Raw genomic sequence first — 26,613 nt, forward strand, 5'->3', positions numbered from 1 at the left:
TCTCATCGTAGAGCCGCGCCATCACTCGGGACCCCAGAGTTCAACTGTTGTTTACCTATTGGTGCGACGCGGTTCATTGGCCGCGCCCAAACTGGTTGAGGTTGCGCGTCGGCGCAGACAGAGGAGAGGAAACCCCATGCGTGAGGTCTTTCAGCAGTCGCTTCGCGATGTGCAGGATCGGTTGGTACTGATCGCCGAGTTGGTCGAGCAGGCCATCACCGAGGCGACGACCGCATTCGGCACGTCAGATGTGTCGATCGCGGAGAAAGTCATCGACCGCGTCGATGAGATCGAAGTACTGGCTGCAGAGCTGGATCAGCTCACCATCGACATCCTGGCCCGTCAGCAGCCGGTCGCGTCCGACCTGCGCCTGATGGTCGGTTCGCTGCGCATGAGCGCGTCGCTCGAGCGCATGGCCGATCTTGCGCAGCACATCGCTCAGCTCGCGCGCTACCGCTACCCCGAGAGCGCGATCCCGGCCGGACTCACCAAGACGTTCGCCCGCATGGGTGCGCTCGACGTCGAGATGGCGAAGAAGATCGTCGAGCTGCTGCGCACGCAGGAGCCCCGTCTCATCGCCGAGGTGCGCGACCTCGACGAAGACCTCGATGAGCTGCACGCCAAGGTGTTTGAGAAGGTGCTCAGCGACAACCTCGCCGAGACCCCCGCGAACGTCGTCGATTCGACGCTCGCGAGCCGCTACCACGAGCGTTTCGGCGATCACGCGGTCGGCATCGCCCGCCAGATCCAGTACTTCATCAGCGGCTCGCTCGACTAGTCCCTGATCACTTGCGGCTTCGGTCGCGCACAGCACCCCGTTCGGCTTCTCGCCAGGCGGGGCGCTGTGCTGCGTGCGATGCCGTCGCCGTTCGCACCCGATTTCCTGGCGGATCACCCCATCAGCCCGCCCCGCTCGCCGACGGTAGGCTGGTGCCCGTGAACCAACGCATCTACGACTCGCGCGCGCAAGAGGTCGTCGACTTCCGTCCCCTCGAACCGGGCAAGGTCGGCCTCTACGTGTGCGGGCCGACGGTGCAGTCGGCCCCGCACATCGGGCACCTGCGCAGCGCGCTGGTCTACGACCAGATGCGACGCTGGTTCGACGCGACCGGTTACGACGTCACGCTGATCCGCAACGTGACCGACATCGACGACAAGATTCTCGACAATGCGCGCGTCGCTCGCGAGTCGGCAGGATCGACCGAAGAGTGGTGGGCGCTGGCGTACCGGGTCGAACGCGACTTCACCGCCGCGTACGACGCGATCGGCGTGCAGGCGCCGACCTACGAACCCCGGGCCACGGCGAACATTCGCGAAATGGTCGAGCTTATCGAGCTGCTCATTTCGCGCGGGCACGCGTACCCCGCGGCCGACGGATCGGCGAGCGTGTACTTCGACACCGCGAGCTGGCCCGAATACGGCGCACTGACGCGGCAGCAGCGCGACCAGATGGAAGACGCCGCCGATTCCGAGCCGGTCGGCAAGCGCGACCCCCGCGACTTCGCGCTCTGGAAGGCGCACCGCGCGGGCGAACCCGCGACCGCCGCCTGGCCGTCGCCCTGGGGCCTCGGCCGGCCCGGCTGGCACATCGAGTGCTCGGCCATGGCCACGCGCTACCTCGGCACCGAGTTTGACATCCACGGTGGCGGTCTCGACCTGCGCTTTCCGCACCACGAGAACGAGCTGGCGCAGTCGCAGGCCGCGGGTCACCCCTTCGCGCGGCACTGGATCCACAACGGCCTCGTGAACACGGGAGGCCAGAAGATGTCGAAGTCGCTCGGCAACTCGCTCTTCGCGCACGACCTGCTCGCGCAGGCGCGGCCGATCGTGCTCCGCTACTTCCTCGGGTCAGCGCACTACCGCTCCGTACTCGAATTCTCCGAGACCTCGCTCGCCGAGGCCGAGGCCGCGTTCTCGCGGATCGAGGGGTTTTTGGAGCGTGCGGGGGAGCGTGCGCTGCCGGTCGTGATCTCGTACGACTGGCACGAACGCCTGCAGCAGCTCCCCGCTGCCTTCGTGGCTGCGATGCACGACGACTTCGCGATCCCGCAGGCGCTCGCCGTGCTGCACAGCACCGTACGCGCGGGCAACGCGCTGCTCGACGGTGGTGCTGATGAGTTCGAAACGGCGCGCGTCGTCGCTGAGGTATCCTTGATGCTTGACGTTCTCGGCCTGAACCCCCGCGACCCGCACTGGGCCGCGAGCGGCGCAGACTCGAGTGCTGCGGATGCGGCACTCGGTTCCCTGGTCGACGACCTCCTCGCGCAGCGCACCCAAGCGCGCGCAGACAAAGACTTCGCTACGAGCGACGCGATCCGCGACCGACTGCTGGCAGCCGGCATCGCGCTCGAAGACACCCCAACTGGACCCCGCTGGAGCCTGACATGACGAACAAGAAGAGCCGCACCGGCGCCGTACGCAAGAAGGGCCTCGGCAAGGCCGTCGGCTCGGGCGGTCAGGGGCGCCAGGCGCTCGAGGGCCGCGGCCCGACGCCCAAGGCGGAAGACCGCGAGTACCACGCCAAGTACAAGGAGAAGAAGGCCCGCGAGCGCTACGACGCCGCGAAGGCTCGATACGCCGAGCGCACCGGTGGTGCCGGCGGCGGTCGCCCCGCAGGCGGACGGCCGGCAGGCGGACGGCCGGCGAAGAAAGACGAGTCGGAGCTCGTGACCGGCCGCAACGCCGTGCTCGAGGCGCTGCGTGCGAAGATCCCCGCGACCACGCTGTACATCGCGGCGCGCGTCGAGATGGACGATCGCATGCGCGAGATTCTGCGCATCGCCACCAACCGTCGCGTGCCGGTGCTCGAGATCATGCGCCCCGAGATGGACCGCATGCTCGAGCGCGACACCGTGCACCAGGGCATCGTGCTCAAGGTGCCGCCGATGGAATACGCGCACCCGCTTGAGATGCTCGACGAGGTCATCGCTCGCGGCGACAACCCGCTGATCGTTGCCCTCGACGGCGTCACCGATCCCCGCAACCTGGGCGCGATCATCCGCTCGGTCGCGGCGTTCGGCGGCCAGGCCGTCATCGTGCCCCAGCGTCGTTCGGCCGGCCTGAACTCGGCCGCCTGGAAGACGTCAGCCGGCGCGGCCGCGCGCATCCCCGTCGCCATGGCCTCGAACCTGACGAGCACGCTCAAGGAGTTCAAGAAGCAGGGCGTCTTCGTGGTCGGTCTCGACGGCGACGGCGACGTCTCGCTGCCCGGGCTCGACCTCGCGGATCGCCCGCTGCTCGTCGTGGTCGGCAGCGAGGGCAAGGGGCTCTCGCGCCTCGTCACCGAGACTTGCGACGCGGTCGTGTCGATCCCGATCTCGTCGGCCACCGAGTCGCTGAACGCGGGTATCGCGGCGAGTGTCTCGCTCTACGAGATCGCGCGCCTCCGCGCTGAGCGCGCCGCGGCCAAGTAGCGCCCGCGCCCTGCCCGTGGGTCCACGCCCCGGGCTCCACATTTTGGTGACGCGTGTGGTGTCGCATCCGCCGGGTTACGACACCACACGCGTCACCAAATTCGGATGGGCGAGGCAGACGGGGCTGCGCGTTCAGGTGCCCGGCCGCCAGCCGCGCTGACGCAGCGCCGAGACGAGGCTCGCCCGCAGTGGCGATTCTCGGTGGTACAAGAGCGCTGCAGTCACTCGGATCGGGTGCCAGCCTGCCCGTGCATACGCCTCGTACTTGGCGATGTCACGGTTCCACTGGCGTGTCTCGACCCGATGATGGTCTCCCTCGTATTCGAGCGCGACTCTGTACTGCGGAAACGCGATCTCGCTCGCTCCGAGCAGCACTCCCTCCGAGTCGTAAACGTCGTGGTCGAGAGCGGGGTTTGGAAGACCCCACTCGGCCACCTTGAGTCGAAGATGAGTCTCGGGCGGCGAAGCGCTCCCGGTGACGAGCAACGGCAATGCGCGTCGGAGTGCCGATACGCCGTGCCGTCGGCCGGCCTCAACGAGCCTCGTCAGATCGTCGATTTCGGCGAGTGGCGATCGCTCGAGACGTTGCGTGCCGGGGAAACGTGGCCGATGGATCACCGCATCTCCCAACGCCACCAGTTGAGGAAGGGTGAGCTCGAGTCCCAGCATGGCCCACACACTCGCGGCAGACGCGACTGGAATGGTGCGCAATGACTCCACCGTGACCTGATCGGGCGTAAACCGGTGGCCGTGCGTGCCCACCCGACGCGGGGCGCGCAAGGGTGCCAGCGTTGAGACATCGAGATCGATGGACTCACGCATCGGAACCGGCAATCGCCACAGCACAGCCGCAGTACGGTGGCTAAAGAACTGCCCCTCCGGGAGCGCGGGGGCCAGTGCATGTGCCCGCGCGACCTGATCGAGACGCCACCTCTCAGCCGGGTGGGTCGCGGGCGTTGCGTCATAGCCTGGAACCACGCGCCGGTACACCCCGCGCAGCACGCGCTCCACGTCGGGCGCCTGCAGTCGCCGTGAGCCGACCCCAGCGGCTCGCGCCTCGGCTGCCGTGAACGTTGCTCCGAGCACGTCTGGAAGCGGCGCGAACGGGCGAGACATGCTCCCATGCTGCGGGTGCGTGAGCACCGAGCCAGACCGAACGACGTGATCTGTGGAGAGCCGTCGAAACGTTGCGCACGGGGGCTGCTGTGCGCGCACAACGCTAGGCTGGCTCCGTGACGACCCCCGAATTCTCATTGCTGCTGCCGGTCTACGCGGGTGATGATCCCGCATTCTTGCGCGCCGCGTTCGAGAGCTCGGTCGACCGCCAGACGCTGCGCCCGACCGAGGCCGTGATCGTGCAAGACGGCCCGGTGCCCGACGCGCTCGCGGCCGAATTCGCGCGGATCGTGATCGAGAGCCCGATCCCGGTGCGGCTCGTGCAGCTCCCCGAGAATCGTGGCCTCACCGAAGCGCTGAACCGGGGGCTTGACGTCGTGAGCACCCCCGTCGTGGCGCGCATGGACGCCGACGACGTCTCGGTTCCCGAGCGCTTCGAACGGCAGTGGGCGCGCATCGAGGCCGGCCTCGACCTGGTGGGGACGGGCATGGCAGAGTTCGAGTCCGATCCGGATCGCCCCATCTCCGTGCGCACCCCGCCAGTGGGCAGCGAGCGCATTCGCGAGCATGCCCGCACGCACAATCCGTTCAACCATCCGACGATGATGTACCGGGTTGACGCCCTAGACCGGGTCGGCCGCTACCAGCCGTTCGGCAAGATGGAAGATTACTGGCTCGGGGTACGGCTCATCGCCGCGGGGGCGAAGGTCGACAATATTCCGGAGCCGCTGCTGCGCTATCGGGTCGGCGCGGGCGCGTTCGCTCGTCGCGGCGGCTGGACCGAGGCTCGCACTGAGTGGCGTCTGCAGCGTGAACTGCTGCGCATGGGGTTCGTGACTCGCGGGCAGTACCTGCGCAACGTCGTGATCAAGGGGGTGTACCGGCTGCTGCCGGCCGGCGTGAAGCGGGTGCTCTTCCGGGGGCTCATCAGCGGCGGTTTGCCGGGCGACCGGGCGTAGCACGGCGCGCGGTGCACGCCGCGGAATCCTGGGATGTTACATTAGCCCTGCCGGGTGGGGGCCCGGTGTTCGGGCGACCCTTCACGGTGCGTCCGCGTCAGGAGGGACGATGGGGAGTGCAGGCCGCACTGCACGGGGTACGCGACGTTTCGTGCACCTTCGTCGCGCCTGCGTGCTGGGCATCGCTGCGGCTCTCGCGCTGTCGCTGCCGTCGCTGACGCCCACGGTGTCCGCGACTCCGGCCGCTGCCGTCGGCCCGAGCGTTGTGCGCGCCGAGGCCGACGCGACCGCCAACGCCGACCCGACGACCCCGGTGACGCCGACGACGCCCACGGCCGATGCGACTGCTGATGCCGCAGGCACCGCGAGCGCGGAGTCAGCCGCAGATGCTGGTGCGACGGCCGACGCTTCGAGCTCCGCGCAGTCATCGAGCGGCGCCGACGCTTCGGCAACTGCTGACGGTGGCGCGGCAGATGCGACGGCCGCGGCCGGCAGCGACGCGGCGGCGAACGGTGCAGATGCCGGCACGGCAGATGCGGGATCAGCGGGCGCCGACAGCGGGGCCGGTGCGGCTGGTGGGGGCCCGGTGACGCCGAGCGATGCCGAAGCCAGCACTGACGCCGCTGCGCAGGGTGAACCCAACGATGGTGCGCCGCGCGGCCCGAATGGCGGCCTCGCGTCGAATTCGCCGGGACCCGACAACCAGCAGACGCCCGACGGTACGGAGCAGCAGGGGATGCGCGCGTTCGCTGCTGCGACGACGGCACTGATCGGCGACAACTATCCGGCGAAGTACAAGAACCTGCCATGGCCGTATCAGACGAACAACATCTGGGACGAGTGGAACTTCGCCTACCGTCAGTGCACCTCGTTCGTCTCGTGGCGGTTGAACTCGGCGAACGGAATTCCGTTCTCGAATCAGTACGGCGGCGTCACGCGCTGGGGCGATGCGGGGCAGTGGGCGGCGACCGCGCGGAGTCTGGGCATTCGTGTCGACACCACGCCCGAAGTCGGAGCGGTCGCGTGGAGCGGACCCTACTACGGCGATGCTTCGCAGTTCGGGCATGTCGCCTGGGTCGCCGACGTGCTGAGCGACGGTCGCGTCGTGATCGAGGAGTACAACGCGGGCTGGGCCGGCGCCTACAGCACCCGAACGGTATCGAGCACGCAGTTCCAGGGATACATTCACATCGCCGACATCATGCAGCCGTTCACGAAGACCGGCAAGGCGACGATCAGCGGCGTGCCCATGGTCAACGGCACTCTGACTGCGTCAGGCTCCGGCTGGTCACCGGCCGCGACGAGCTACTCGTACCGCTGGATGCGCAACGGCACGGTGATTACCGGTGCGAAGAGCAAAACCTACCAGCCGACGCTCGCCGACCTGGGAACCAAGATCACCGTTGAAGTGACGGGCAACCGATCGAAGTATCGTGCGACTTCGGCAGTATCGAGCGCGACCGCCGCGGTACTCATGAGCGATGCGAACGGCGACGGCATCGATGACTCGCAGCAGATGCTGCCCTGGAATTCGGACGTCAACGGCGACGGTTTGCCCGACGCGGTCGGGTTCGGGTCGAATGGCATCACGGTGGCGCTGCGTTCGAAGTCGGGATTCGGCGCGGCGAAGTCTTGGGGGAGCGGTTTCGGCACCTCGACGGGGTGGTCGGTCGCCGAGTATCCGCGCACGCTCGTCGACGTGAACGGCGATGGACGGGCCGATGTGGTCGGTTTCGGCACCGACGGGGTCTATGTGTCGACGAGCACGGGCTCGGGGTTCACCACGCCCAAACTCTGGGTCTCGGGCTTCGGATACGGTTCGGGGTGGTCGGCGAAGTACCACCCCCGCACGCTCGCCGATGTCAATGGCGACGGGCTTCCGGATGTCGTGGGGATCGCGTCTGACGGCGTGTACGTGGCCATCAACACGGGCAAGAGTTTCAAGGCGATGAGTCGGTGGACGACGAGCTATACGACTGCATGGGGCTGGAGCGTGGCCGACACCCCTCGCTGGCTCGAAGATGTGAACGGCGATGGCAAAGACGACATCGTCGGCATCACGAAGGAGGGCGTCTACGTCTCGCTGAGCACGGGCACGGGATTCTCGGGCGCAAAACTGTGGAACGCGGGTTTCGGTGCCAACGCCGGCTGGTCGGGGAAGAGTCACCCGCGCATGCTCGCCGATGTCAACGGCGACGGCCGCCCCGATGTTGTCGGGTTCGCCTCAGACGGCGCGTATGTCGCGTTGAACACGGGCAGTTCTTTCTCCGCGATGACACGGTGGGCCGCCGGTTTCGGTACGGCTTCGGGCTGGCTCGTGGGCAAGCACCCGCGCACGCTGGCCGACATCAACGGCGATGGGCGGGCTGACGTCGTCGGGTTCGACGAATCCGGGGTGACTGTTGCACTGAGCACGGGTGCGAAGTTCGCGGCCCCCGTGCGCTGGTCGAGCGAGTTCGGGTCGTCGAGTTGGCGGTTGGATCGCCAACCCCGCATGGTCACCGACGTGAACGGCGATGGGAAGGCCGACATCGTGGCGTTCGACACCGGGGGCGTGCGTGTGGCGTTGAGTACCGGATCGCGCTTCTCGGGTTCGCAACTACAAGTCTCGACGATGGGATACTCGGCGGGTGGCTGGAACGTCGCGTCGCACCCGCGCATGGTGGGCGTGCAGTCGCTCTCGGTCACGCCGGCGCCGAGCGTCGGCGGCCAGGTGCGCGTGGGCGAGCAACTGACTGCGACGGTCGCGACGTGGCAGCCGAAGCCGATCAAGGTCACCTATCAGTGGCTGCGCAACGGAAAAGCGATCTCGGGAGCGACATCGCGCACCTACACGTTGACTGCGGCAGACCTCGGGGCATCGGTTACGTTCCGTGTCAGCGGCGCCAAGCTCGGCTATGCGCCGGTGGCGCGGAGCTCGCAGGCATACACCGTCGCGCGGGGCGTACTCGCTCCGGCGAACCCGTCGATCGCGGGTACGGCCGCTGAGGGATCGACACTGCAGGCGCGCACGGGCACCTGGGGCCCGAGTGCCGTGCAGCTGAGTTACCAGTGGCTGCGCAACGGCAGCCCGATCTCTGGGGCGACCCAATCGAGCTATCGACTTACCGCCAATGATGTCGCTCGACGCATCTCGGTCGTGGTCACCGGCACCAAAGCGGGGTACACGACTCAGTCGCGCACCTCGGCGACGACGAAGGTGCCGGGCACGCCGGCACTGCCGAAGTCGCCGCCGTTCGTCGACGTGCAGACTTCGCACAAGTTCTCTCGCGAGATCTCGTGGATGTACACGTCGGGCATGTCGAAGGGGGTGAAGCAGCCGACGGGCAAGCCGCAGTACCAGCCGGCGTCCGAGGTTTCACGTGAAGCCATGGCGGCCTTCCTGTATCGTCTGGCGGCTGAGAAGACATACGTCGCACCGCAGGCCTCACCGTTCGTTGACGTGCCGGTGACGCACAAGTTCTATCGCGAGATCGCCTGGATGCGAGCGACCGGGTTGTCGACGGGAATCAACACCGCTTCGGGCCGCGCCTACGATCCGAGCGCCTCGGTGTCCCGTGAAGCCATGGCGGCCTTCCTGTATCGACTCGAAGCGCCGAAGGGGTACACGCCCCCGAAGACATCGCCGTTCGCCGATGTGCCGACGACGCACAAGTTCTATCGCGAGATCGCCTGGATGTACGACTCCGGGCTCTCGACCGGCACGCGTCAGGCCAGCGGCAAGCCCCTCTACAAGCCTCAAGATGGGGTGTCGCGCGAGGCGATGGCTGCCTTCCTCTACCGCCTCGAGACGCAGGGATAGGCGAGCAACTCTGCACCCCGTACACTGAGTGCGTTCGTACTGTCAGGGGAAGGGCACCATGAACGTTGCATTGACGCATTCAGAAATCAAGCGGCCGACGCCGCATCACCGGGGAATCGCGCGAGTGTTCGCGCTGATCATGACGTTCGCACTCATGTGCGCGGGTCTCGTCGCCGGCGGCACTGCCGCGCAGGCGGATGATGATCCGTGGGGTACCGGCGTACTGCGCGGGCACATCACCATGCCAGCAGGGGTGAACATTGCGGATTACCGTTTCCAGACTGAAACTGCCGACGGAATAAGCTCAATAAGTTTGGATGTTGATGCATCCGGCAACTACGAGTCCACCGTGTTGAAGACCAATACCTATCGCGTGACAGCGTTCCGCGAGGACGCCGACATGAACACTCTTGGGTATTCAATCCTCCGTCTCGACGGCGGAAACGGTGCCACGACGGTGAACGTAACCGAAGGTGCGGCAGCGACCCAGGCAAACTTCACCGTGCTTCCGATGACCGCGCATATCGGCGGCACGGTCACGAATGGCGGTTTCGACCGCACGGTTGTCAGCCTCGAAGAGCAGCTCGATGGAGCTTGGGTGCGTCACGTGCCCAACATCATCGACGACCATTCGGGTGACGCAGCAATTGATTTCACCAGTTATGACCTGACAGCAGGAACGTACCGGGTGCGGTATTACCTTGAAGATGCGGAGAAGGGGCCGCGGTGGCAGTGGTGGGATCACGTCGGGGTCGAAGCCGATGCAAAGCTGATCACGCTCTCCGCGGGGCAGCAGCTTACGGGTATCGATGCCGACATCGACCAGCCGCTGGTCTGGACGAAAGATCCGAAGCTCACCGGAACCGCGCAGGTTGGAGCGACGCTCACCGCTGATCCGGGTACGGTGTCGCCCGAGCCTGAAGGTGTGTTCTTCACCTGGACCAGTGACGGTAACGCCATCATGGATGCGTCGGGGCCGACGTACGTCGTGCGTCCCCAGGATCGCGGGCACAAGATCGGCGTGACCGTTAACCCGTGGAAGAACACGTACCTGACAGAGGTGCGACGCACGAACACCTTCGATATTCCGTTGGGAACGCTCACTACCGCAACACCCACCATCTCGGGCACCCCGCAGGTCGGCCAGAAGCTCACGGCGAAGCCGGGCACTTGGGGCCCCTCGGGCGTGAAGCTCGCGTATCAGTGGCTGCGCGACGGCGTGGCGATCTCGGGTGCGACGGCGAGCACCTACACCGCGGTTGCTGCAGACCAGGGCAAGAAGTTGTCGGTGAAGGTCAGCGGCTCGGCTACCGGGTACACGAACGCTGCGAAGACCTCTGCGGCAACGGCTGCCGTGACGGCAGCTGATCCGGGCACCCCCGCCGCACCCCCGTTCACCGACATCGCCCAGGGCGACAAGTTCTACAAAGAAATCGCCTGGATGTACCAGTCGGGTCTCACGACCGGTGTGAAGGTCGGCGATCACCGCGAGTACCAGCCGAAGAACAGCGTCTCGCGTGAAGCGATGGCGGCGTTCCTGTTCCGCATGGACCCCAGCAGCAAGACGTACACCGCTCCAACTTCGTCACCATTCGCCGACGTGCCCACGTCGCACCAGTTTTACAAGGAAATCGCCTGGATGTATGACCAGAAGATCTCGACCGGTGTGAAGCAGCCGAGCGGCAAGCCGAAGTACGACGCCAAGGCCCAGGTCTCGCGCGAGGCAATGGCAGCGTTCCTGTTCCGTCTCGACGACCGCGGGTACCCGGCTCCCCAGACGTCGCGGTTCTCCGACATCGCGCCGGGTGACAAGTTCTACCGTGAGATGTCGTGGATGTACGACGCGAACATCTCCACGGGGGTGAAGCAGCCGACGGGTAAGCCCGCCTACCAGGCAAAGTCGAGCGTGACGCGCGAGGCGATGGCCGCGTTCCTGTACCGCATCGATCAGGCGAGCTGACGACTGGCTGATCGCGTCAGTTGATCACGATGAGGGTGGGTTGCTCCGAATGGAGCAGCCCACTCTCACTCGGTGAAGCCGGCGAATGCGGCGTCGAGTTCTCGACCGAGCACCGGTGACAGCGACTTCGTGTAGACGAGGCTGAGATGGTTTTCGTCGATGTAGACGCTGACGTTGCCGATGACCGCGGGGCAGATGCCATCGGGGCAGTAGTAGCGGCTCAGGTCGATCGTGGCGACACTGTCGCTGACGAGGGCTGCGGCCGGATTCTCCGCAGCGAGCGCCTGGCCCTCAGCGACCGAGCACCCGGAGTCGATGTCGGTGGAGCGTTCCGCGCACTGATACGCGTTGAACGTGAATCTCGGGTTGTCGCGGATCAGCACGACCGGAATGTCTGATTCGCTGAGCCGCTCGACCGCCGTGTCGACGCCCTCGAGCACCTGCTCGCTCTCGCCGGCGTCGGCATCGGCATCGCGATCCGTCGGCATCGTCTCGGTGCCGATCGTGATCACCGCATCGGGCTGAATCTCTTCGATCAGTCCCAGCACCTCGTCGTTCCAGTCGTGGCACTGCTGGCTGTAGAAGATGCCACGATCTTCGTCGACCTCGCGCACTCCGAATGCGCAGGCGGCGTAGAGAAATGAAATCGCTCGCCAACCTCGTGCATCGGCCGCAACCTCCAACGGCACTTGCATCTGCTGCGCGTGCGAATTGCCGACGATGACCACGGTCTTCTTCGCATCGTCGGGGTCCATGCCGTTGTCCCAGCACAGCTCGACGGGGTCGGGCAGCTCGATCACGCTGCCGTCGCGGCAGTCGTGACGCATGCTGCCCCACTGCGTTGCGACCTCGGAGGCGAGTGGGCGTCGGGGGGCATCGGGATCCTCACCGCCGGCCCAATCGTCGAACAGTATGGCGGCGCCGGGGTTGCGCAGATCGAGCACATCGGCCGAAGCCGCCTCGATCGCCGCGAGGTCGGCTGCCGCCTGCTGTTGGGCTTGGCGTTGCAGCCCGAACACCGGCCCGACGACGAGCGCCATCGAGAGCACAATGATGCCGAAGCCGCGCCAACTCGAACGGTCGATCCAGGGGCTGCGGTGCAGCGGGGCGTCGACGAGTCGGGTGAGGATCATCGCCGCGGTAATCGCGATCGCGATGATGATGAGTCCCTCGACGAAGTTCAGCGGTTCGCCGTCGCGCGCGACGAGCACGTAGACGAGCAGCGGCCAGTGCACGAGGTACAGGGCGTATGAGCTCTTGCCGAGGGCGAGTACGGGCCGCTGTTCGAGGAGCATGGCTGGGCCGAAGCGCCGATCCTCACCCGCTCCTGACACGATGACCGCAGCCACGCTGAGCACGGGCCACAGGGCGAGGTAACCGGGGAACCCTCCGCGCACGTCGAGCACCAGCCCGCAGGCGACGAGCGCGACCAACCCGACCCATCCGATGACGGCGCGCGGGATCGCCGGGAGTGTGAGCCGGTGCAGCCCGATGGCGAGGAGCGACCCGGCGGCGAACTCCCACAGACGCGCTGCAGTGTTGAAGTAGGCGAACGCCTGTTCCGTCGAAGTCGTGTACACGGAGTAGGCGAGTGACACGGCGAAGACGAGGCCGAACACGACGGCACCGATGCGTCGCGGGCTCACTCGGCCGCGCAGCGCCTTCGCGGTCAGCGCGATCACGAGGAAGAGCAGCGGCCACAGAATGAACACTTGACCCTGCACCGAGAGTGACCAGAAATGCTGCAGGGGGCTCGCGAGTGAGGAGTTCGCGTAGTAGTCGACGGCCTCGGCGGCGAGCAACCAGTTCTCGACGTAGAAGACCGCGGCCCAAGCGTGGTTCCAGAGCGCGGCATGCACCGAGGCGGGGAGCACCCAGAGCCCCACCAGCACCGTCGCCAGAATGGTGATCGCTGCCGCCGGCAGCATGCGCTTGAAATTGCGGATCCACTGGTAGACGACTCGTACGCGACCCTGCGTTTCGAGGCGCCGCATGAGCGAACCGGTCAGCAGGAACGCGGAAATCATGAGGAAGGCGTCGACGCCACCAGAGACGCGGCCGAACCAGACGTGATAGACCACGACGAGCAGCACCGCGATCGCGCGCAACCCGTCGATGTCATACCGGTATCGGGCGACGTCAGTGGCTTGGGGTGAAGCGGCGGTCTCAGTCTGCATTCGCATCGTTTGTTCGTGCATTCTTCTCGGCTGTGACGGGCGATCGCCCCGGTCACACCCTAGCGGAAGGGGCAAATCGGCGTCGGGTGGATCGGAGCCGCGCACGCGAGGCGCGTAGCGATATCGCGAAGTTCAACCTACTGTTGAAGTCATGTCGGGGGGAATGAAAACGGGAGTGCGCGCAGCACTGCTCGTCACACTATCGTTTGCGCTGCTCTTTCAGGGCGGTGCGGCGTTCGCCGACCCTGCCCCGAGCCCGGTGACCCCCGAGCCCACGGTATCCGTCGATGCCGCGGCAGATACAGACGATGCGGGATCAGCCGACGCCTCGGGATCCTCAACTGCTGCTGACGATTCAGCGAATGCCGACAGCTCCGCAACGAGTGGTGCCGAGACCTCGTCTGAAGCCGATGCGAGTGCCGGGTCTGAGGCGAATACCGACGCCTCCGGGGCCGACTCCGAGGGCGGCACGACAGCAGACGGCTCGAGTTCAGCCGCAGAGGCCGACGCCGGAGCCGACGGAGACGACGCCGCGGCGCAGACAGATTCTGACGCCGACGCACAAGCTGACCCGACCCCGTCGCCGACCGAGCAGAGCACGCCGACCCCATCAGATCTGCCCGACGAAGCGATCGATGAGAGCTTGGGGAACGAACGCTCGCTGCGCTCTCTCGCGGCATCGACGTCACTCTCGAACGGCTTCAACGCCGGCTACATTGTCTCCGATCAGAACTTCTACAACGGTTCCGGGATGTCGACATCTCAGATCCAGACCTTCCTGAACCAGAAGGTCGGCCGCTGCACAATTGGCGACCCAGGTCGTGCACCAGGTTCTGCTTGGGGAAATACGACGATCGCCTGGTCATGCCTGAACGGAGCCAAGTGGACGACGTCGAATCGCGCCTCGAACTCGTATTGCAAAGCTGTTTCCGGTGGGTCGCAGCAGTCGTCTGCAGCGATCATCTCGAAGATCGCCAGTGCGTGCGGCATTAGCCCGCAGGTGCTGCTGATCACCCTCGAGAAAGAGCAGAGCCTCATCTCGGATACGTGGCCCACGGCACGCCAGTTCGATGTGGCGACCGGGTACGGTTGCCCCGACACCGGGCCCAACTACTCAGCGAACTGTAACCCGGCTTATCTCGGGTTCCCGAGCCAGGTGTATTACGCCGCTTGGCAGCTGAAGGTCTATAAGGCCAACCCTGGCAACTACAACTACGCGCCCTACCGCACGAATACGATTCAGTGGCACCCGAACCCGGGCTGCGGCACGTCGCAGGTCTACATCGAGAATTACGCAACCGCGGCGCTGTACATCTACACGCCGTACCGCCCGAATCAGGCCGCGCTCAACGCGGGTTGGGGCACGGGTGACGCATGCTCGAGCTACGGTAACCGCAACTTCTATCAGTTCTACAAAGCGTGGTTCGGTACGCCGAATTCGGCCTTCCCGGATGTGCCTCCCAGTCACCAGTTCTTCACGGAGATCCAGTGGATGGCCTCTACGGGTCTATCAACTGGCATCAAGACGTCTGACGGCCGCGTCATCTACCAACCCAAGGGCGCGGTGACGCGTGAGGCGATGGCGGCGTTCCTCTACCGCATGGAGGGTGCGAGCTACACCGCGCCGAAGAAATCGCCGTTTGCTGATGTGCAGCCGGGTGACAAGTTCTACCGCGAGATCACATGGATGTACGCGAAGGGCTACTCGACGGGCATCAAGCAGAACGGTGTGCTCGTCTACGCTCCGAAGAATTCGGTCAGTCGTGAGGCGATGGCGGCCTTCATTTACCGCATCCAGGGCGGCAAGTACACAGGCCCCGCCAAGTCGCCCTTTGCCGACATGCAGCGCGGAGACAAGTTCTACAACGAGGTCACCTGGATGTACGCGCGCGGCTACGCAACTGGAATCAACCAGGGCGGTACCCGGGTGTACGCCCCGAAGAACTCGGTCAGCCGTGAGGCAATGGCAGCGTTTATCTACCGTCTCAGTCGCTGAGTGCACGCCGCGGCGTGCACTCAGCGTTCAGTGGCTGAGCGCGTGCGCGGAACGTCCTTCAGTCGCAGTGATCGGCTGGAGGCGCTCTTCGATCGCCGCGACGACACGGGCGCTTGCGCCTGAGTCGTGGAAGGCGTAGAGGCGTTCGATTCGATCTCGATAGTCGGGGAGCTCCGGGAGGGAGTCGTCGACCAACTGCTGGAGCGCGGTGACGGCGCTGTCGAGCGTCTCGCGAACCGGGCCGAAGCCATCGCGCTCGTAATCGAAGTATCCCGGCGAACCGATGTGGTTGCCCGCAAAGAACGTGTCACGGTCGAACTGGAAGTACAGGGTCGGTGCGCCGCAAAAGGCTCCCTCGAACGCCTGCGATGAATAGTCCGTCACGACAACATCGGCTCCCGCGAGCAATTCCTGCACATCGTCGCCGAGATACGACAGACGACGCATGCCGTCGGGTAGCTGGAGATCGGTCCAATGCTTGTCAATTCCCGGGTGCGGCAGCAATACAACATCGACATCTGTGCGTTGCGAGAGCGCTACGACGGTGTCGCTGTGTAGAAAGCGAAGCCAGTTCTGCACGAAATCCGATTCGTAGAAGCCGGCCGTAAGTGCATTTTCGGCGCCCTCGGTGAGCCCCGCAAGATAGTTGCGCCATGTGGGCATGATGACCACTCGACGCGGCGCACCACTGCCCGTGCGCTCCTGCGAAAGCCTGAAGAGCCGGTCATGACGTGGCATGCCGGTGAGGGTGACCTCACGATCTGAGAGATCGTAGGGGCTGCCATCGGCCACAATCGATTGATGCTCGGCCAGGGTGGAGGTGACCAGATGGTCAATATTCTTGATGTTCCACCACCGGTGGAGTCGAACCTGGGTGACGCCATGCTGCAAGAACGAATACGTCCAGGTCTTTGGCAAGAACTCTTTCGGGAACGGACGCACGATGTACTGGTCAATCATGGACGAAGTGAGCACCCGAGCCTCTTTCATGAGGCAGAAGTGTCGCCAACTGCCATGGGCGACGAGGCGAAATCCATCCGCACGGAGCCGAGCGAAATCAGGTGAGGATCGGTCAATGACGAACCAGGCGTTAATGTCTGGACGTTCGCTCGCAATGAAGCGGTAGAGTGCTTCCGCGTTATCGTTGGCCTGCGTGTTGCGATCGATAAGTACCCAGGCATCTGCAAACTTTTTCCGGAGCCCGATGTACCCGCCGACGCGGTACGCCAGCGCGAGACGGCGCCGCTGATTTCTAGAGTCTCGCTTCGTCTTCTCAATCTGAAGTGCCGCACGATGCGCGTGCTCGTCTCGTAGCGTCATCGATTGAGTACCTGGCTTGGGGAGCGAAGGCGGTACTTTTTTCAGGAGTCGGCCAGCTTTCCGAGCCGTGAGTGCTTTCTCACCGAAAGCAAATGTCAATCCGGGACTCGTGCCTCGAACGTTCAGATTCTCCAGACGATGCGCGATGCCTGAGGTGCGTATCCAGAGAATATGTTCGTAGATCCATATCTGGTCGAAGAACAGGACCGCTCGCGTTTTCGCGAAGCCCACCTGAACAGGTTTGCCATCGTCGAAGACTTCGGCTGTTGCCTTGGCGTCAGCTGAGTGGAACACGATCTTCTGGAGCCCGCGAACCTCGTCATGTTCGCGGAGGATTGCGACGTGGGTAACACCTTCCGGCGATGCCGCGTATTCCCAAGCAGTCCGAATGTCTACGGGAACGTTGATAACTCGGAAGGTCTGCACGTTGCGCAAGCCAACTCGGCGAAGTGCTTCGCGAGTGAGGTCGTGTAGTTGGTGCTGCTGAGTATCCGAAATGCTGAAAACGGTCGATCGTATCTGCGTGTACTGAACGAAAAGCCACCACATGTCGTAAAGAATCAGACTTCCGAGCCAAGCTGGGCAGTCGTTATTGACGCGATCGAGCAGATCGAAGTACGCGACTTCGATGACATTGATGTACTTCGTGAAATTCAGTACCGACGTGAGTGAGCCTTCGCGAGCACGGTATCGATAGTGCGCGTTCGGCAGCAGCTGGTAACGAGGAGTCTCGAGAGTCAGGAGATAGCGAGCGATGAAATGGGCGTCTTCGAATCCCTGCCGTAGACGCTCGTCAAAGCTCAATGCATACTTGCGAATTCGAGATACTCGGAATGCTGCCATCCCGGCATGGAGGTGAATTTTCTCCGGGGTCTCAAGGAGATCGACAACCGAGTTGCTTTCAAGTTTTGCGAACCGGAAGTCGAGCGGGTGGTGGGTGAGCTCGCCATCGCTACGAAGACGCACCATACGCGTGACGTGCATGTCGATCTCCGGAGATGCGGCGATCGCCGCCAGAATCTCGGAGAAGTAGTTCGATGACAGTTCATCGTCGGGGCCGGAGTAACTCACCCAGTCGGCCCGAGCGAGGTCGGTGCCCTGGTTCAACGCACCGCTGACCCCACGGTTCGGCTGCACGGCGAGTACGACGGGGAAGTCGGTCGAACGCATCCACTCGGCAACGATGCGCTCCGAGTCATCTGGCGATCCGTCGTTCACGAAAATCAATTCGACCGCGCCGTGTTCGCAGTCTTGGGCATCGAGGCTGCGCAGCAGCACCGGAAGGTACGTCGCGACGTTGTAGCAAGGAACCACCAGAGAGAGGCTGGGGTGATCACCGTTCCCGAGGCCGTTGGTATGGATTTGTGCGGTTTCCTGTGGTGCGTGGTGCGTCACGTGCGTGTCCTTGGGTTGCTTGCTCGGCTGGGCGATCCTCAAAAATTCTAACTTGAACACAGAATGAACCGCGGGGAGTCGCCGAGCCTGGGCGCTCTCGACGGGTCGCCAGCTCGGGCGCACGAGTCAGCACTATCGTGGGTTTCAGGCGCCTGAGCAGTGCGCTGGGCGCGAGGGCGCCGACTCTGCAGAAAGGTCGCGCAATGAGCGAATCGGAGCAACCGGACATCTCGGTCATCGTCGTCACGTACAACGATGCGGTGCACCTCGCGGCAGCCGTGCAGTCGGTGCTCGATCAGTCGCTCGCCTCGATCGAGGTCATCATCTCGGACGACCACTCGGCCGATCACACCCCCATCGTTGCGGGTGAGCTCGCCGCATCGGATGCGCGCGTCGTGTCGCATCGCCGCAGCGAGAATGCCGGAGCCCCCGGCGCTCCGCTGAACGACGGGCTCGATCGCGCGCGCGGCCGCTACGTCATGTTCCTCGGTTCAGATGACGTGCTCGCTCCCGGCGCGTGCGCTGCACTGCTCGAGGCGGCGGCCCGCACCGGTTCCGAGATCGTGTCGGGTCAGCTGGTGCGCGTGATGCTCGGGGAGGGCGGCGAACGACGCCCGTGGTTCCCGGAGCTGTATCGTGCCGAGCGCACGGACGCGTCGCTCGCAGATTTTCCGGATCAGCTGCACGACACGTTGACAACGAACAAGCTCTACTCACGCGAGTTCCTCACGCGCATCGGCGCGCGTTTCCCCGAGGGGATGTTCTACGAGGATGTGGCGTTCTCCGCCGAGACGCTCGCGCAGGCGAACGGGATCACCCTCATACCGAACGAGGTGTACGAGTGGAACGTGTACCCCCGCGAGGAGCGGGAATCGATCACGAATCAGCGTGCGACGCCGAAGAATCTCGAAGACCGACTGCGGGCGCTCGACCTCGCCGAGCAGTCACTTGCCGCGAGCGGCCTGGCGGTGCTGCGCGAATTCCATCGAAAGACGCTCACTCACCATCTGCGGTTCTACCTCAACGACTTCCTCACGGCCGACGACGACTGGTGCGAGTGGGTGCTCGAGACCGTGCGCCCGCGACTCGAGCGCACGCCGCTCGACGCATTCCGCAGCGGATTCCTCGGAGATCGCGCGCTGTACGCCGCGGCCCTTGAAGGCGACATCTCCGCAGTGCGCGCAGTGCTGCGCGGCAAGCAGGCCGGCGCCCTCGCCGGGCACGTGTACACCAATGGCGGCGTCACGTTCTGGGCCCCTCGGGGCCCGGAATCGCGACCGCATCGCACCGAGCTCGCGCGCGAACTCTCGGATGTCACGGATCGCGCGGCGAGAATCGCCTCACACGCCACCCTCGTCTACGCAGCTGAAATCCTCGACGCAGAACTCGACGACACTGTTCACGAACCCACCCGCCTGCGCCTGCGCGGCACCGCGACCGATCTCCGTGGGGTGCTGGCAGATTCCCGCACGGTATTCCGGGTGATCGCTGAGTCGAACGCTGCGATCGCGCGTCTCGATGCAGCGGCACCAGAGGTGCTTGCGACCGATGTTGATATGACGGTTGTTCCTGAAGGCGTGACCTGGGAAGCCGCGATTGCGCTTCCGGAGCACGGCTCTGGAGCTCAGGCGGGCACCTGGAACCTGTCGCTCGTGGCAACCGACGCGGCCGGAACCGAGAACGTCATCGCACTGCGTCGACCGCACGCCGGTACCGATGCGGGTGCGGCGGCAGCGGTCATCACTGACGGGTGGACCATCGACCCGGACCCCGATGGTCGCGCGCGGCTCTCGCTCGCTCGCGCATCGCATCCGGGGCAGCACAATGTCATCGTGATCGGCGACGTGAGTTGGCGCGGGCGCTATCACCTGGGCGACGAGGCGATGACGGAAGCCGCCATCGACCAGCTGCGCGCCCAGGGGCTCGGAGTCACCCTCGTCGCGGGCGATCCCGAGCTCTCTGCAGCGTTTTACGGCGTGCCCACGGTGCCGGTGTTCGGATTCGCGAAGCTGCGCACGGATGCCGCGCGCGAGGAGCGCGCCGACGCCATCCTTGCGGGAGCTCACGGCGAAGCTCCGCTCGAAGACGCTGACGCCGCTTCGGTGAGGGCGGTGCTGCAGGCGTCTGCGGTGGTGATCGCCGGCGGGGGCAACATGAACTCGAGCGGCGCTCATCACATTTACGAGCGCCTGGTACTCACCCGGCTTGCGGCCCACGCGGGCATTCCCGTCTACGTCTCGAGCCAAACGGTGGGCCCGCATCTGCTGCCTGAGCACCGCGGGCTGGTGCAGGAGATCGTGCAGACCGCCGCGGTCTTCGGGTCTCGCGAACGCGCGACCACGGCGCTCATGCGCGAGCTGGCGGGGGATCGCGGCGTCGTCGTGCAGACGCTCGATGACGCGCTGCTGCTCACGCCTGCAGAGCTGACGTCGCCGGTGCAGGATCGCGTATCGCTGCCCGAACGCTACGTCGTCGGCAGCTTCACGTATCACGCGTTCTCCACGGGGCTTTCGCGTGAGGAGTACTACCGAGCACTCGCCGGCATGCTCGACGACGTGGTGGAGTCGAACGATGTCGACGTGATTCTCCTGCCGCACATGGGGGTGCTCGGCCCGGCCCGGCAGTCGGGTGAAGACAACGACGAGTTCGGCCACGACCGCATCGCCGCGTGGTCTCGCACTGGCCGGGTGCGGTCATTGCCGCTGGTCTCCGCGCGCGAGGTGTTCGGCATTACCGCGGGTGCGCGCTTCAGCATCTCGACCCGCTACCACCCGGTCGTGTTCGGTGCCGCGCTCGGAGTGCCCGCGATCGGCGTCGTCACGAGCTACTACTCGGCACTTCGCATGCGCGGTGCGCTCTCGCAGTTCGGCATGGAATCGTTCGCGATTCCCTTCGAGCACTGGGGTCTGTTCGGCCCGCGGGTGCTCGAGGCGCTGCGGGAACGTCGGGATGAGTTCGCCCAGCACAGCAGGCAGGTCGGTGAGTCGCAGCAGGCGTATCAGCGGTCATGGTGGGCGGGCATTGCAGCCAGCATCGTGGACGCCGGAGAACCGCTGCGCAGCGACGCATCACTTCCGGATGCCTTCGAGTGGAGCGATGCCGCCGACGCCGACCTCCTCGCGGTCGCCCGCGTCGCGCAAGAGGGCACCAACATGTACCGCATGAACAACCTGTTCACGGTGGATCGGCATGAGACGGGGCTGAACCAGCACACCCGAGATCTCGAGGCGGTTGCGAAGCGTCTGACCCAGCTCTCCGAGGGAGTGCGTCGCGCGGATGCGCTCGCGAAACGTGTGACTGCGTTGGAACGCGTGCAGAAGGATACGGAGGCGCTCATCGCCGACCTGCGGCACCGCATGCGCCCGCCAGGAGCGGCACTGCGCGATCGCGTGCGCGGTGCGTTGCGCCGGGGGCGAGAGCAGTAGCGTCACGTTCACCCGAAATTCACCCGCTGTTCTGGTGTACTCGCTGAACTCAGTCATCTCTGTGGAACCCCCGCGACATCTGCCAGCGATCCCGCAATAATCGTGACGGCGGTGGCAATTCGCACCGTGGAATCGGGGGAGACGTGCGGAGTGCGCAGCAACGGGACGACGAGCGTTCCGGCGAACGAGCGCTGCAATCGGGGCGTGGCCAGTCGCAGTCGGTCGACGCGTACGTGGCGCGTATTGAGCGCCCAGCACTCGACTGGGTGAGTCTCGGAGCAAAGGCACTCTCGAGCGATCTGCAGCACGCCGTCGAGCGCCGCGCTGAGGCGGCTGCGGATCCGACCTTGCGCACCGCTGCGGCTCTCCTGCGGTGCGTGATCGCCCAGACACCCGAAAGCTTCATCGCCGCAACGCGCACCCTCCACTCGTCACTCGGCACTGCGCCGATTGACGAGTGGCCGCCTGAGTTGCGGATGCTGGCCGCCCAGGCTGCAGTGATTGCGGGCGACGAGAGCCTGCTGGCCGAGCTCGAACCGTTTGCGCGGACGGTGTCGGGGGTGCTGTGGTCGGCTCGCGCGGATGCGGCACGGAACGAGTGGCGCGAGCTGCCCGAGGCGGCGACGGGTCTGCGCAGCGGCGCTATCACACGCTGGTGGCGCATCGTTAACGAACCGTTCATTCGCAACGGCCTCGAGCCCTGGACGCTCGATGCGGAGGCGCTCGGCGACGATGTGTTCTCGCGCATCCATGCGCCGCACGTGCTCGGCTGCAGCGTGCCGGCGCACGAGCAGCCCACGGTCACCGTCGTGGTTCCCACATTCAACCCAGACGTGGGGCTGATCGCCACGATCGAGTCCCTCGTGCGCCAGTCTTGGCAGCGCCTGGAGATCCTGATCGTAGATGACACCTCGACCGAGGGGATCGCGTACATCGCGGCTGCCGCCGAGCTCGACGACCGTATTCGGGTGATTCGGATGCCGGAGAACGGTGGCGCGTACGCCGCGCGCAACGCGGGGTTCGCGGAGGCTCGGGGCGAGTACGTGACGGTGCTCGACGCCGACGACCTGTCGCACCCCCGCCGCATCGAGCTGCAGGTGGTACCACTCATGGACCACCCTGAAGCGGTGGCCACCGGGATCGCTGGCATTCGCATGTTCGGCGACGGCGCACTCACGATGTACGGTTTCTACACTGCCCGCCGCAACTACTCGGCGTTCCTGTTTCGCCGCCGCCCGGTGCTCGAAGCGCTCGGCCGCTTCGATGACGTGCGCAAGAGTGGCGATGTCGAGTTTCTCGGGCGGCTCACCGCGCGCTTCGGTGCGAAGAGCGTGCTCCGGGTGAACAAGCACCTGAGCATCGTGCAACTCACCGCGAACTCGCTCTCGCGCAACGACATCCGCTACGTCTGGCTCGCGGGCGAGCGGGTCGCGTATCTGCATCAGTATCGCGGTTGGCACCGGGCACTCGAAGCGGGGCAGGATCCGGCGGCGTTCGTGCGCCCTGACCGTGCGGGGCGTGCATTCGCGGCCCCGGCGACCTACCTCGGTGCCGTTCCGAACTCGCGGTTCGAGGTGGCCGTACTGCAGGACTGGGCGGAGTCGGCTGCGGGGCTCGACCGCGAGTCACTCGTGCGACGCCTGCCCGGGCTCGCCGATGCCCATGTCGGGCTCATCGAGGGCGTGCATCCGCGAGCGAGCGGACCCGGACGCGATGACATTCGCACCTCCACGTGGCAGTGGGTCGAGTCGGGCGACGCCGAGTGGGTGCCGTGGGCGCGCGAGACCGAGATCGGGCACCTCCTGGTCACCGATCCGGCCTACCTCCTCGCGGTGCCCGATGCGGCATTCACGGGCGCGCGCGTGTCGAGGGTGAGCGTCATCTCGCCATCCGCGCACATGTCGGCGACCCCCGAGGCGGCACTGCACCGTGACGAGATCGACGCGCGCTGCCTGCAGCACTTCGGCGTCGCACCGAACTGGATCGAAGAAGAGGGCTAACGTGACGAAACGCAAGATAGCCGTGCTCGGCTTCATCGGCATCGAGGGGGCGCTGCTGCTCGCCGCGCTCATGCTGCACGCCGTCGGATGGGAATGGCTGGCACTGTTCGCCGCCGCCGCTGCAATCGGCGTGCTCGCACTCGCGCTCGCCGCAATCTGGAAGCGGCTCGAATCGAAGGATGCGGCTGCCATCGAGGCGGTGCGGCACCTGACGCATCGTGTCGATACCGGTGGGTTCCCGGCATCCGCCGAGGGCACTGATGCGCCCCAATTTTTGATCGGTCGTGCTGCCGGCGTGCGCCAGCCCGGATCGAGCACGCACCGTGAACAGGAGCAGACGCTCTTCGGGCCCGTGGCGCGCTGGAGCGCTGCGACTCCTGAGGCCGTGCGATCCGCCCGCATCGCGGTGATCGGTGCACGCGAGCGCGTCGATCAGGCCCTCCCCGAGCAGTGGGCGAGCGACCTGCAGCTGATCCCGGGCATGATGACGGCACAGGCCGACGACGCTACCGTGTCGGTGGTGCTCTGCGACTCCGCCGCATTCACCGAGGCCCCGTGGGACCGAGCGATCGATGCGAGCGGCACCTGGCTCGTGCAGGAACTCGAGCGCCTGAAACTCTGGGCCGACGCGAGCGGGGCACTGCTGGTGTACTTCGACCACGCCGATACTCCGGTGGGCGTGAACACCGAGACGATCCGCCGCTTCTTCCATCTCATCATCAGCGGAGACACCCCCGACACCATCGAGGGCGCGCCCGCGCCCGCCGCGCTGCGCGAACTCCACCGTCTGCACGGTCTGCTCGCCGCACATCGAACCGGAGCTGGAGCACAGTGAGTACCGTGAGCACCTCGACCGCACCGCAACCGCTCAAGGTGCTGCTCTGCAGCGCCGTCGACCCGAACTTCATCGACGGTGCCGTCGTGCAGCTTGTGTCGCTGGCGGAGGTACTCACGATCGCGGGGTTCGACGTCGCGGTGCAGCTGCGCGGGCGCATTCAGGATCGCGAATCCCGGCTGACCCAGGACCTCGTGCGCATACCAGGGCTCACGATCCTCGAACCCGAGATCGAAGAGGTCGAATCGCGCGGCGGCCTCCTGTCATACAAGCAGGTCGCCGAGCGGGCGCGGCGCTATGTGCGCGCGACCAAATGCGATCTCGTCATCGTGCGCGATCTGCAGCTGAACCTGGCGTTCCTCGACATCGAGGCGATGCGCGGACGGCTGTGCTCCTACCTCACAAACATCCCTGAGAACACCGCCGACCTCACGCCGCGCGTGCGCGAGCAGATCTCGGCGGTCGCCGAACAATCGCGCATCTTCTTCACCCAGACGGAGGAGGCGCGCTCGTTCCTCGAAGCGGAGTTCCCCGAGATCGCCGGCAAGACCGCGCTGATGCACCCGATGATTCCGGATTCGGCCTTCCTGCCGCTCGACCTGAAGCCGTACGCCGACCCGGAGGTGCCGCTGGAGCTGGTCTACTCGGGCAAATTCAAGTACGAGTGGAAGACGCTCGAGATGACCGAGCTGCCCGAGCGCGGCCGCGCGGTGGGCGCTCCCGTCGAAGTCGTGTTCATGGGCGACAAATTCATGAACGCTCCGGGCGAGGCCGACTGGGTCGACCGCATGCGCGCCGGGCTGGAGCACACCCCGGGCGTGCAATGGCTCGGCGCCGTGGGCCGCGAAGAGAGCGTGCAGCGGGTATCGCAGGCCGCGGCCGGCCTCAGCTGGCGCGACATCAGCGTCGATATGAGCAGTCAGCTCTCGACGAAGGTGCTCGAGTACGCCGCCGCGGGCACGCCACCGCTCTTGCGTCGCAACTCGTCGCACGAGGCCCTACTCGGCGCCGATTATCCGCTCTTCATCGAGGGCGTCGACGTGCTGCCGACGGTCGAGCGAATGCACGCGGATCGCGATCTCATCGAGCGGGCCCGACGGCAGGCGCAGGATGCCGTGCGGGCGTACAGCTTCTCGCGCCGCGCCGAAAAGCTGCGTGAATCGATTACCCGGGTGTTCGCGAAGCACACGGCATTCGGCGAGACGCGTGCGAAGACCAAGCTGCTCATCGCGGGCCACGACTTCAAGTTCCTCGGCGAACTCATCGACTTCTGGTCGCGCGACCCCGGCATCGAGCTGGTCTTCGACAAGTGGGACGGGCCGAAGGCCGGGCGCGGGGCGCTCGACCAGGAAGCCGCGGCGGAGGCCGACGTCATCTTCTGCGAGTGGGCCACGAACAACGCCGTCTGGTACTCGAAGCACAAGGCCGCACACCAGAAGCTCATCGTGCGCATGCACCGGTTCGAGATGTTCGGCGGCTGGCCGGAGCGGCTCGACGTCGATGCGATCGACGCGTTCGTCGTCATCGCACCGCACATCGGTGAGCGCTTCATCGCTGCCACCGACATCGCGCCCGAGCGGGTGCACCTGATCCCGAATTCGATCGATGCACTCGACTTCGACCGTCCGAAGGCCGGCGACGCGCAGTTCCACATCGGCATGGCGGGCATCGTGCCGATTCGCAAGCGTCCGGATCGCGCGATCGCGCTGCTGCGCGAACTGCGCACGCACGACGAGCGGTACACGCTGCACTTGCGCGGCCGGCTGCCGAGCTCGTATCGCGACTTCGATCAGAGCGGGTTCTTCCGCCTGTACTACCAAGACCTCTTCCAGCAGTTCACGCAGCCCGGCCCGCTCTTCGGCGCCGTGCTGCACGATCGCTTCGGCCCTGACATGGCCAACTGGTTCCGCCGCGTCGGGTGGGTGCTCTCGCCGTCGACCAACGAGGGATCACACCAGGCCGTCGCCGAGGGCATGGCCTCGGGCGCCGTCCCGATGATCTGGGACTGGGAGGGCGCGGCGGGCACCTATCCCGCCGAGCACGTCTTCCCGGACGACATCGGCCGCATCGCAGAGCACATCATCCAGACCGTCGAAAGTGGCACCTGGCAGGAACGGGCTGACGAGGCGCGGCAGTTCATCCAGCGCTACGACATCGAGGCCGTCCACACGCGCTGGACGCGACTCTTCCGATCGATCTCCGAGAGCTGAAAGGC

Annotated in this window: 14 protein-coding genes; 11 read left to right on the plus strand and 3 right to left on the minus strand. The window is 65.6% G+C overall.

Annotation, left to right across the window (positions count from 1 at the left end):
• Window positions 1-136 precede the first annotated feature (136 nt).
• From phoU to rlmB, 3 genes are all read left to right on the plus strand, one after another.
• Window positions 137-778 carry a phosphate signaling complex protein PhoU gene (gene phoU / locus CH42_RS14950; RefSeq protein ID WP_053354005.1) on the plus strand — a complete coding sequence of 214 codons (642 nt, stop codon included), beginning with the start codon at window positions 137-139 and terminating at the stop codon, window positions 776-778.
• 158 nt (window positions 779-936) lie between these two features.
• A complete protein-coding gene (cysS, locus tag CH42_RS14955) occupies window positions 937-2,388 on the plus strand; it encodes a cysteine--tRNA ligase (RefSeq protein ID WP_053354092.1) in 1,452 nt (483 codons plus the stop codon).
• On the plus strand, window positions 2,385-3,413 hold the full coding sequence (gene rlmB, locus CH42_RS14960; RefSeq protein WP_053354006.1) for a 23S rRNA (guanosine(2251)-2'-O)-methyltransferase RlmB: 1,029 nt from the start codon (window positions 2,385-2,387) through the stop codon (window positions 3,411-3,413). The genes cysS and rlmB overlap by 4 nt, the downstream gene beginning before the upstream one ends.
• Window positions 3,414-3,545: 132 nt before the next feature.
• Here rlmB and CH42_RS14965 read toward each other — a convergent pair whose 3' ends face one another.
• Window positions 3,546-4,529, minus strand: a complete 984-nt coding sequence (locus CH42_RS14965) for a hypothetical protein (protein WP_053354007.1) — start codon at window positions 4,527-4,529, stop codon at window positions 3,546-3,548.
• Between the two features lie 116 nt (window positions 4,530-4,645).
• On the opposite strand from CH42_RS14965, the gene CH42_RS14970 reads away from it, so the two are divergent.
• The 3 genes from CH42_RS14970 to CH42_RS14980 all read left to right on the plus strand — a co-directional run bounded on the left by CH42_RS14970 (window position 4,646) and on the right by CH42_RS14980 (window position 11,250).
• Entirely contained in the window at window positions 4,646-5,488 is an 843-nt protein-coding gene (locus CH42_RS14970) for a glycosyltransferase (RefSeq protein WP_053354008.1), read from the plus strand.
• A gap of 151 nt (window positions 5,489-5,639) precedes the next feature.
• Window positions 5,640-9,290 carry an FG-GAP-like repeat-containing protein gene (locus CH42_RS14975; RefSeq protein WP_162231101.1) on the plus strand — a complete coding sequence of 1,217 codons (3,651 nt, stop codon included), beginning with the start codon at window positions 5,640-5,642 and terminating at the stop codon, window positions 9,288-9,290.
• 139 nt (window positions 9,291-9,429) lie between these two features.
• A complete protein-coding gene (locus tag CH42_RS14980) occupies window positions 9,430-11,250 on the plus strand; it encodes an S-layer homology domain-containing protein (RefSeq protein ID WP_162231102.1) in 1,821 nt (606 codons plus the stop codon).
• A gap of 65 nt (window positions 11,251-11,315) precedes the next feature.
• Here the strand turns inward: CH42_RS14980 and CH42_RS14985 are convergent, their stop codons facing one another.
• Entirely contained in the window at window positions 11,316-13,427 is a 2,112-nt protein-coding gene (locus tag CH42_RS14985; protein WP_075205425.1) for an acyltransferase family protein, read from the minus strand.
• Between the two features lie 151 nt (window positions 13,428-13,578).
• On the opposite strand from CH42_RS14985, the gene CH42_RS14990 reads away from it, so the two are divergent.
• Complete coding sequence (locus CH42_RS14990; RefSeq protein ID WP_082309481.1) at window positions 13,579-15,423, plus strand: S-layer homology domain-containing protein; 1,845 nt, start codon at window positions 13,579-13,581, stop codon at window positions 15,421-15,423.
• 27 nt (window positions 15,424-15,450) lie between these two features.
• Here the strand turns inward: CH42_RS14990 and CH42_RS14995 are convergent, their stop codons facing one another.
• A complete protein-coding gene (locus tag CH42_RS14995; RefSeq protein WP_075205424.1) occupies window positions 15,451-18,138 on the minus strand; it encodes a bifunctional glycosyltransferase/CDP-glycerol:glycerophosphate glycerophosphotransferase in 2,688 nt (895 codons plus the stop codon).
• Between the two features lie 203 nt (window positions 18,139-18,341).
• Here CH42_RS14995 and CH42_RS15000 point away from each other — a divergent pair, with 203 nt between their 5' ends.
• From CH42_RS15000 to CH42_RS15015, 4 genes are all read left to right on the plus strand, one after another.
• Window positions 18,342-21,563 carry a polysaccharide pyruvyl transferase family protein gene (locus CH42_RS15000; RefSeq protein ID WP_053354014.1) on the plus strand — a complete coding sequence of 1,074 codons (3,222 nt, stop codon included), beginning with the start codon at window positions 18,342-18,344 and terminating at the stop codon, window positions 21,561-21,563.
• A gap of 143 nt (window positions 21,564-21,706) precedes the next feature.
• Window positions 21,707-23,563 carry a glycosyltransferase family 2 protein gene (locus tag CH42_RS15005; protein WP_053354015.1) on the plus strand — a complete coding sequence of 619 codons (1,857 nt, stop codon included), beginning with the start codon at window positions 21,707-21,709 and terminating at the stop codon, window positions 23,561-23,563.
• 1 nt (window position 23,564) lies between these two features.
• Complete coding sequence (locus CH42_RS15010; RefSeq protein ID WP_053354016.1) at window positions 23,565-24,398, plus strand: hypothetical protein; 834 nt, start codon at window positions 23,565-23,567, stop codon at window positions 24,396-24,398.
• A 5-nt stretch (window positions 24,399-24,403) separates the two neighbouring features.
• Complete coding sequence (locus tag CH42_RS15015; protein WP_156322609.1) at window positions 24,404-26,608, plus strand: glycosyltransferase family protein; 2,205 nt, start codon at window positions 24,404-24,406, stop codon at window positions 26,606-26,608.
• Window positions 26,609-26,613 lie beyond the last annotated feature (5 nt).

This window comes from Leucobacter musarum subsp. musarum (genome assembly GCF_001273845.1).
In the GTDB taxonomy this organism is placed as follows: domain Bacteria; phylum Actinomycetota; class Actinomycetes; order Actinomycetales; family Microbacteriaceae; genus Leucobacter; species Leucobacter musarum.

Excerpts from the sequence above, each read along its gene's own strand:
- CH42_RS14965 (WP_053354007.1), bottom strand. The coding sequence starts at position 4,529 with ATGTCTCGCCCGTTCGCGCCGCTTCCAGACGTGCTCGGAGCAACGTTC.
- phoU (WP_053354005.1), top strand. The coding sequence starts at position 137 with ATGCGTGAGGTCTTTCAGCAGTCGCTTCGCGATGTGCAGGATCGGTTG.
- CH42_RS14985 (WP_075205425.1), bottom strand. The coding sequence starts at position 13,427 with ATGCAGACTGAGACCGCCGCTTCACCCCAAGCCACTGACGTCGCCCGA.
- CH42_RS15000 (WP_053354014.1), top strand. The coding sequence starts at position 18,342 with ATGAGCGAATCGGAGCAACCGGACATCTCGGTCATCGTCGTCACGTAC.
- CH42_RS14990 (WP_082309481.1), top strand. The coding sequence starts at position 13,579 with ATGTCGGGGGGAATGAAAACGGGAGTGCGCGCAGCACTGCTCGTCACA.
- rlmB (WP_053354006.1), top strand. The coding sequence starts at position 2,385 with ATGACGAACAAGAAGAGCCGCACCGGCGCCGTACGCAAGAAGGGCCTC.
- CH42_RS14980 (WP_162231102.1), top strand. The coding sequence starts at position 9,430 with ATGACGTTCGCACTCATGTGCGCGGGTCTCGTCGCCGGCGGCACTGCC.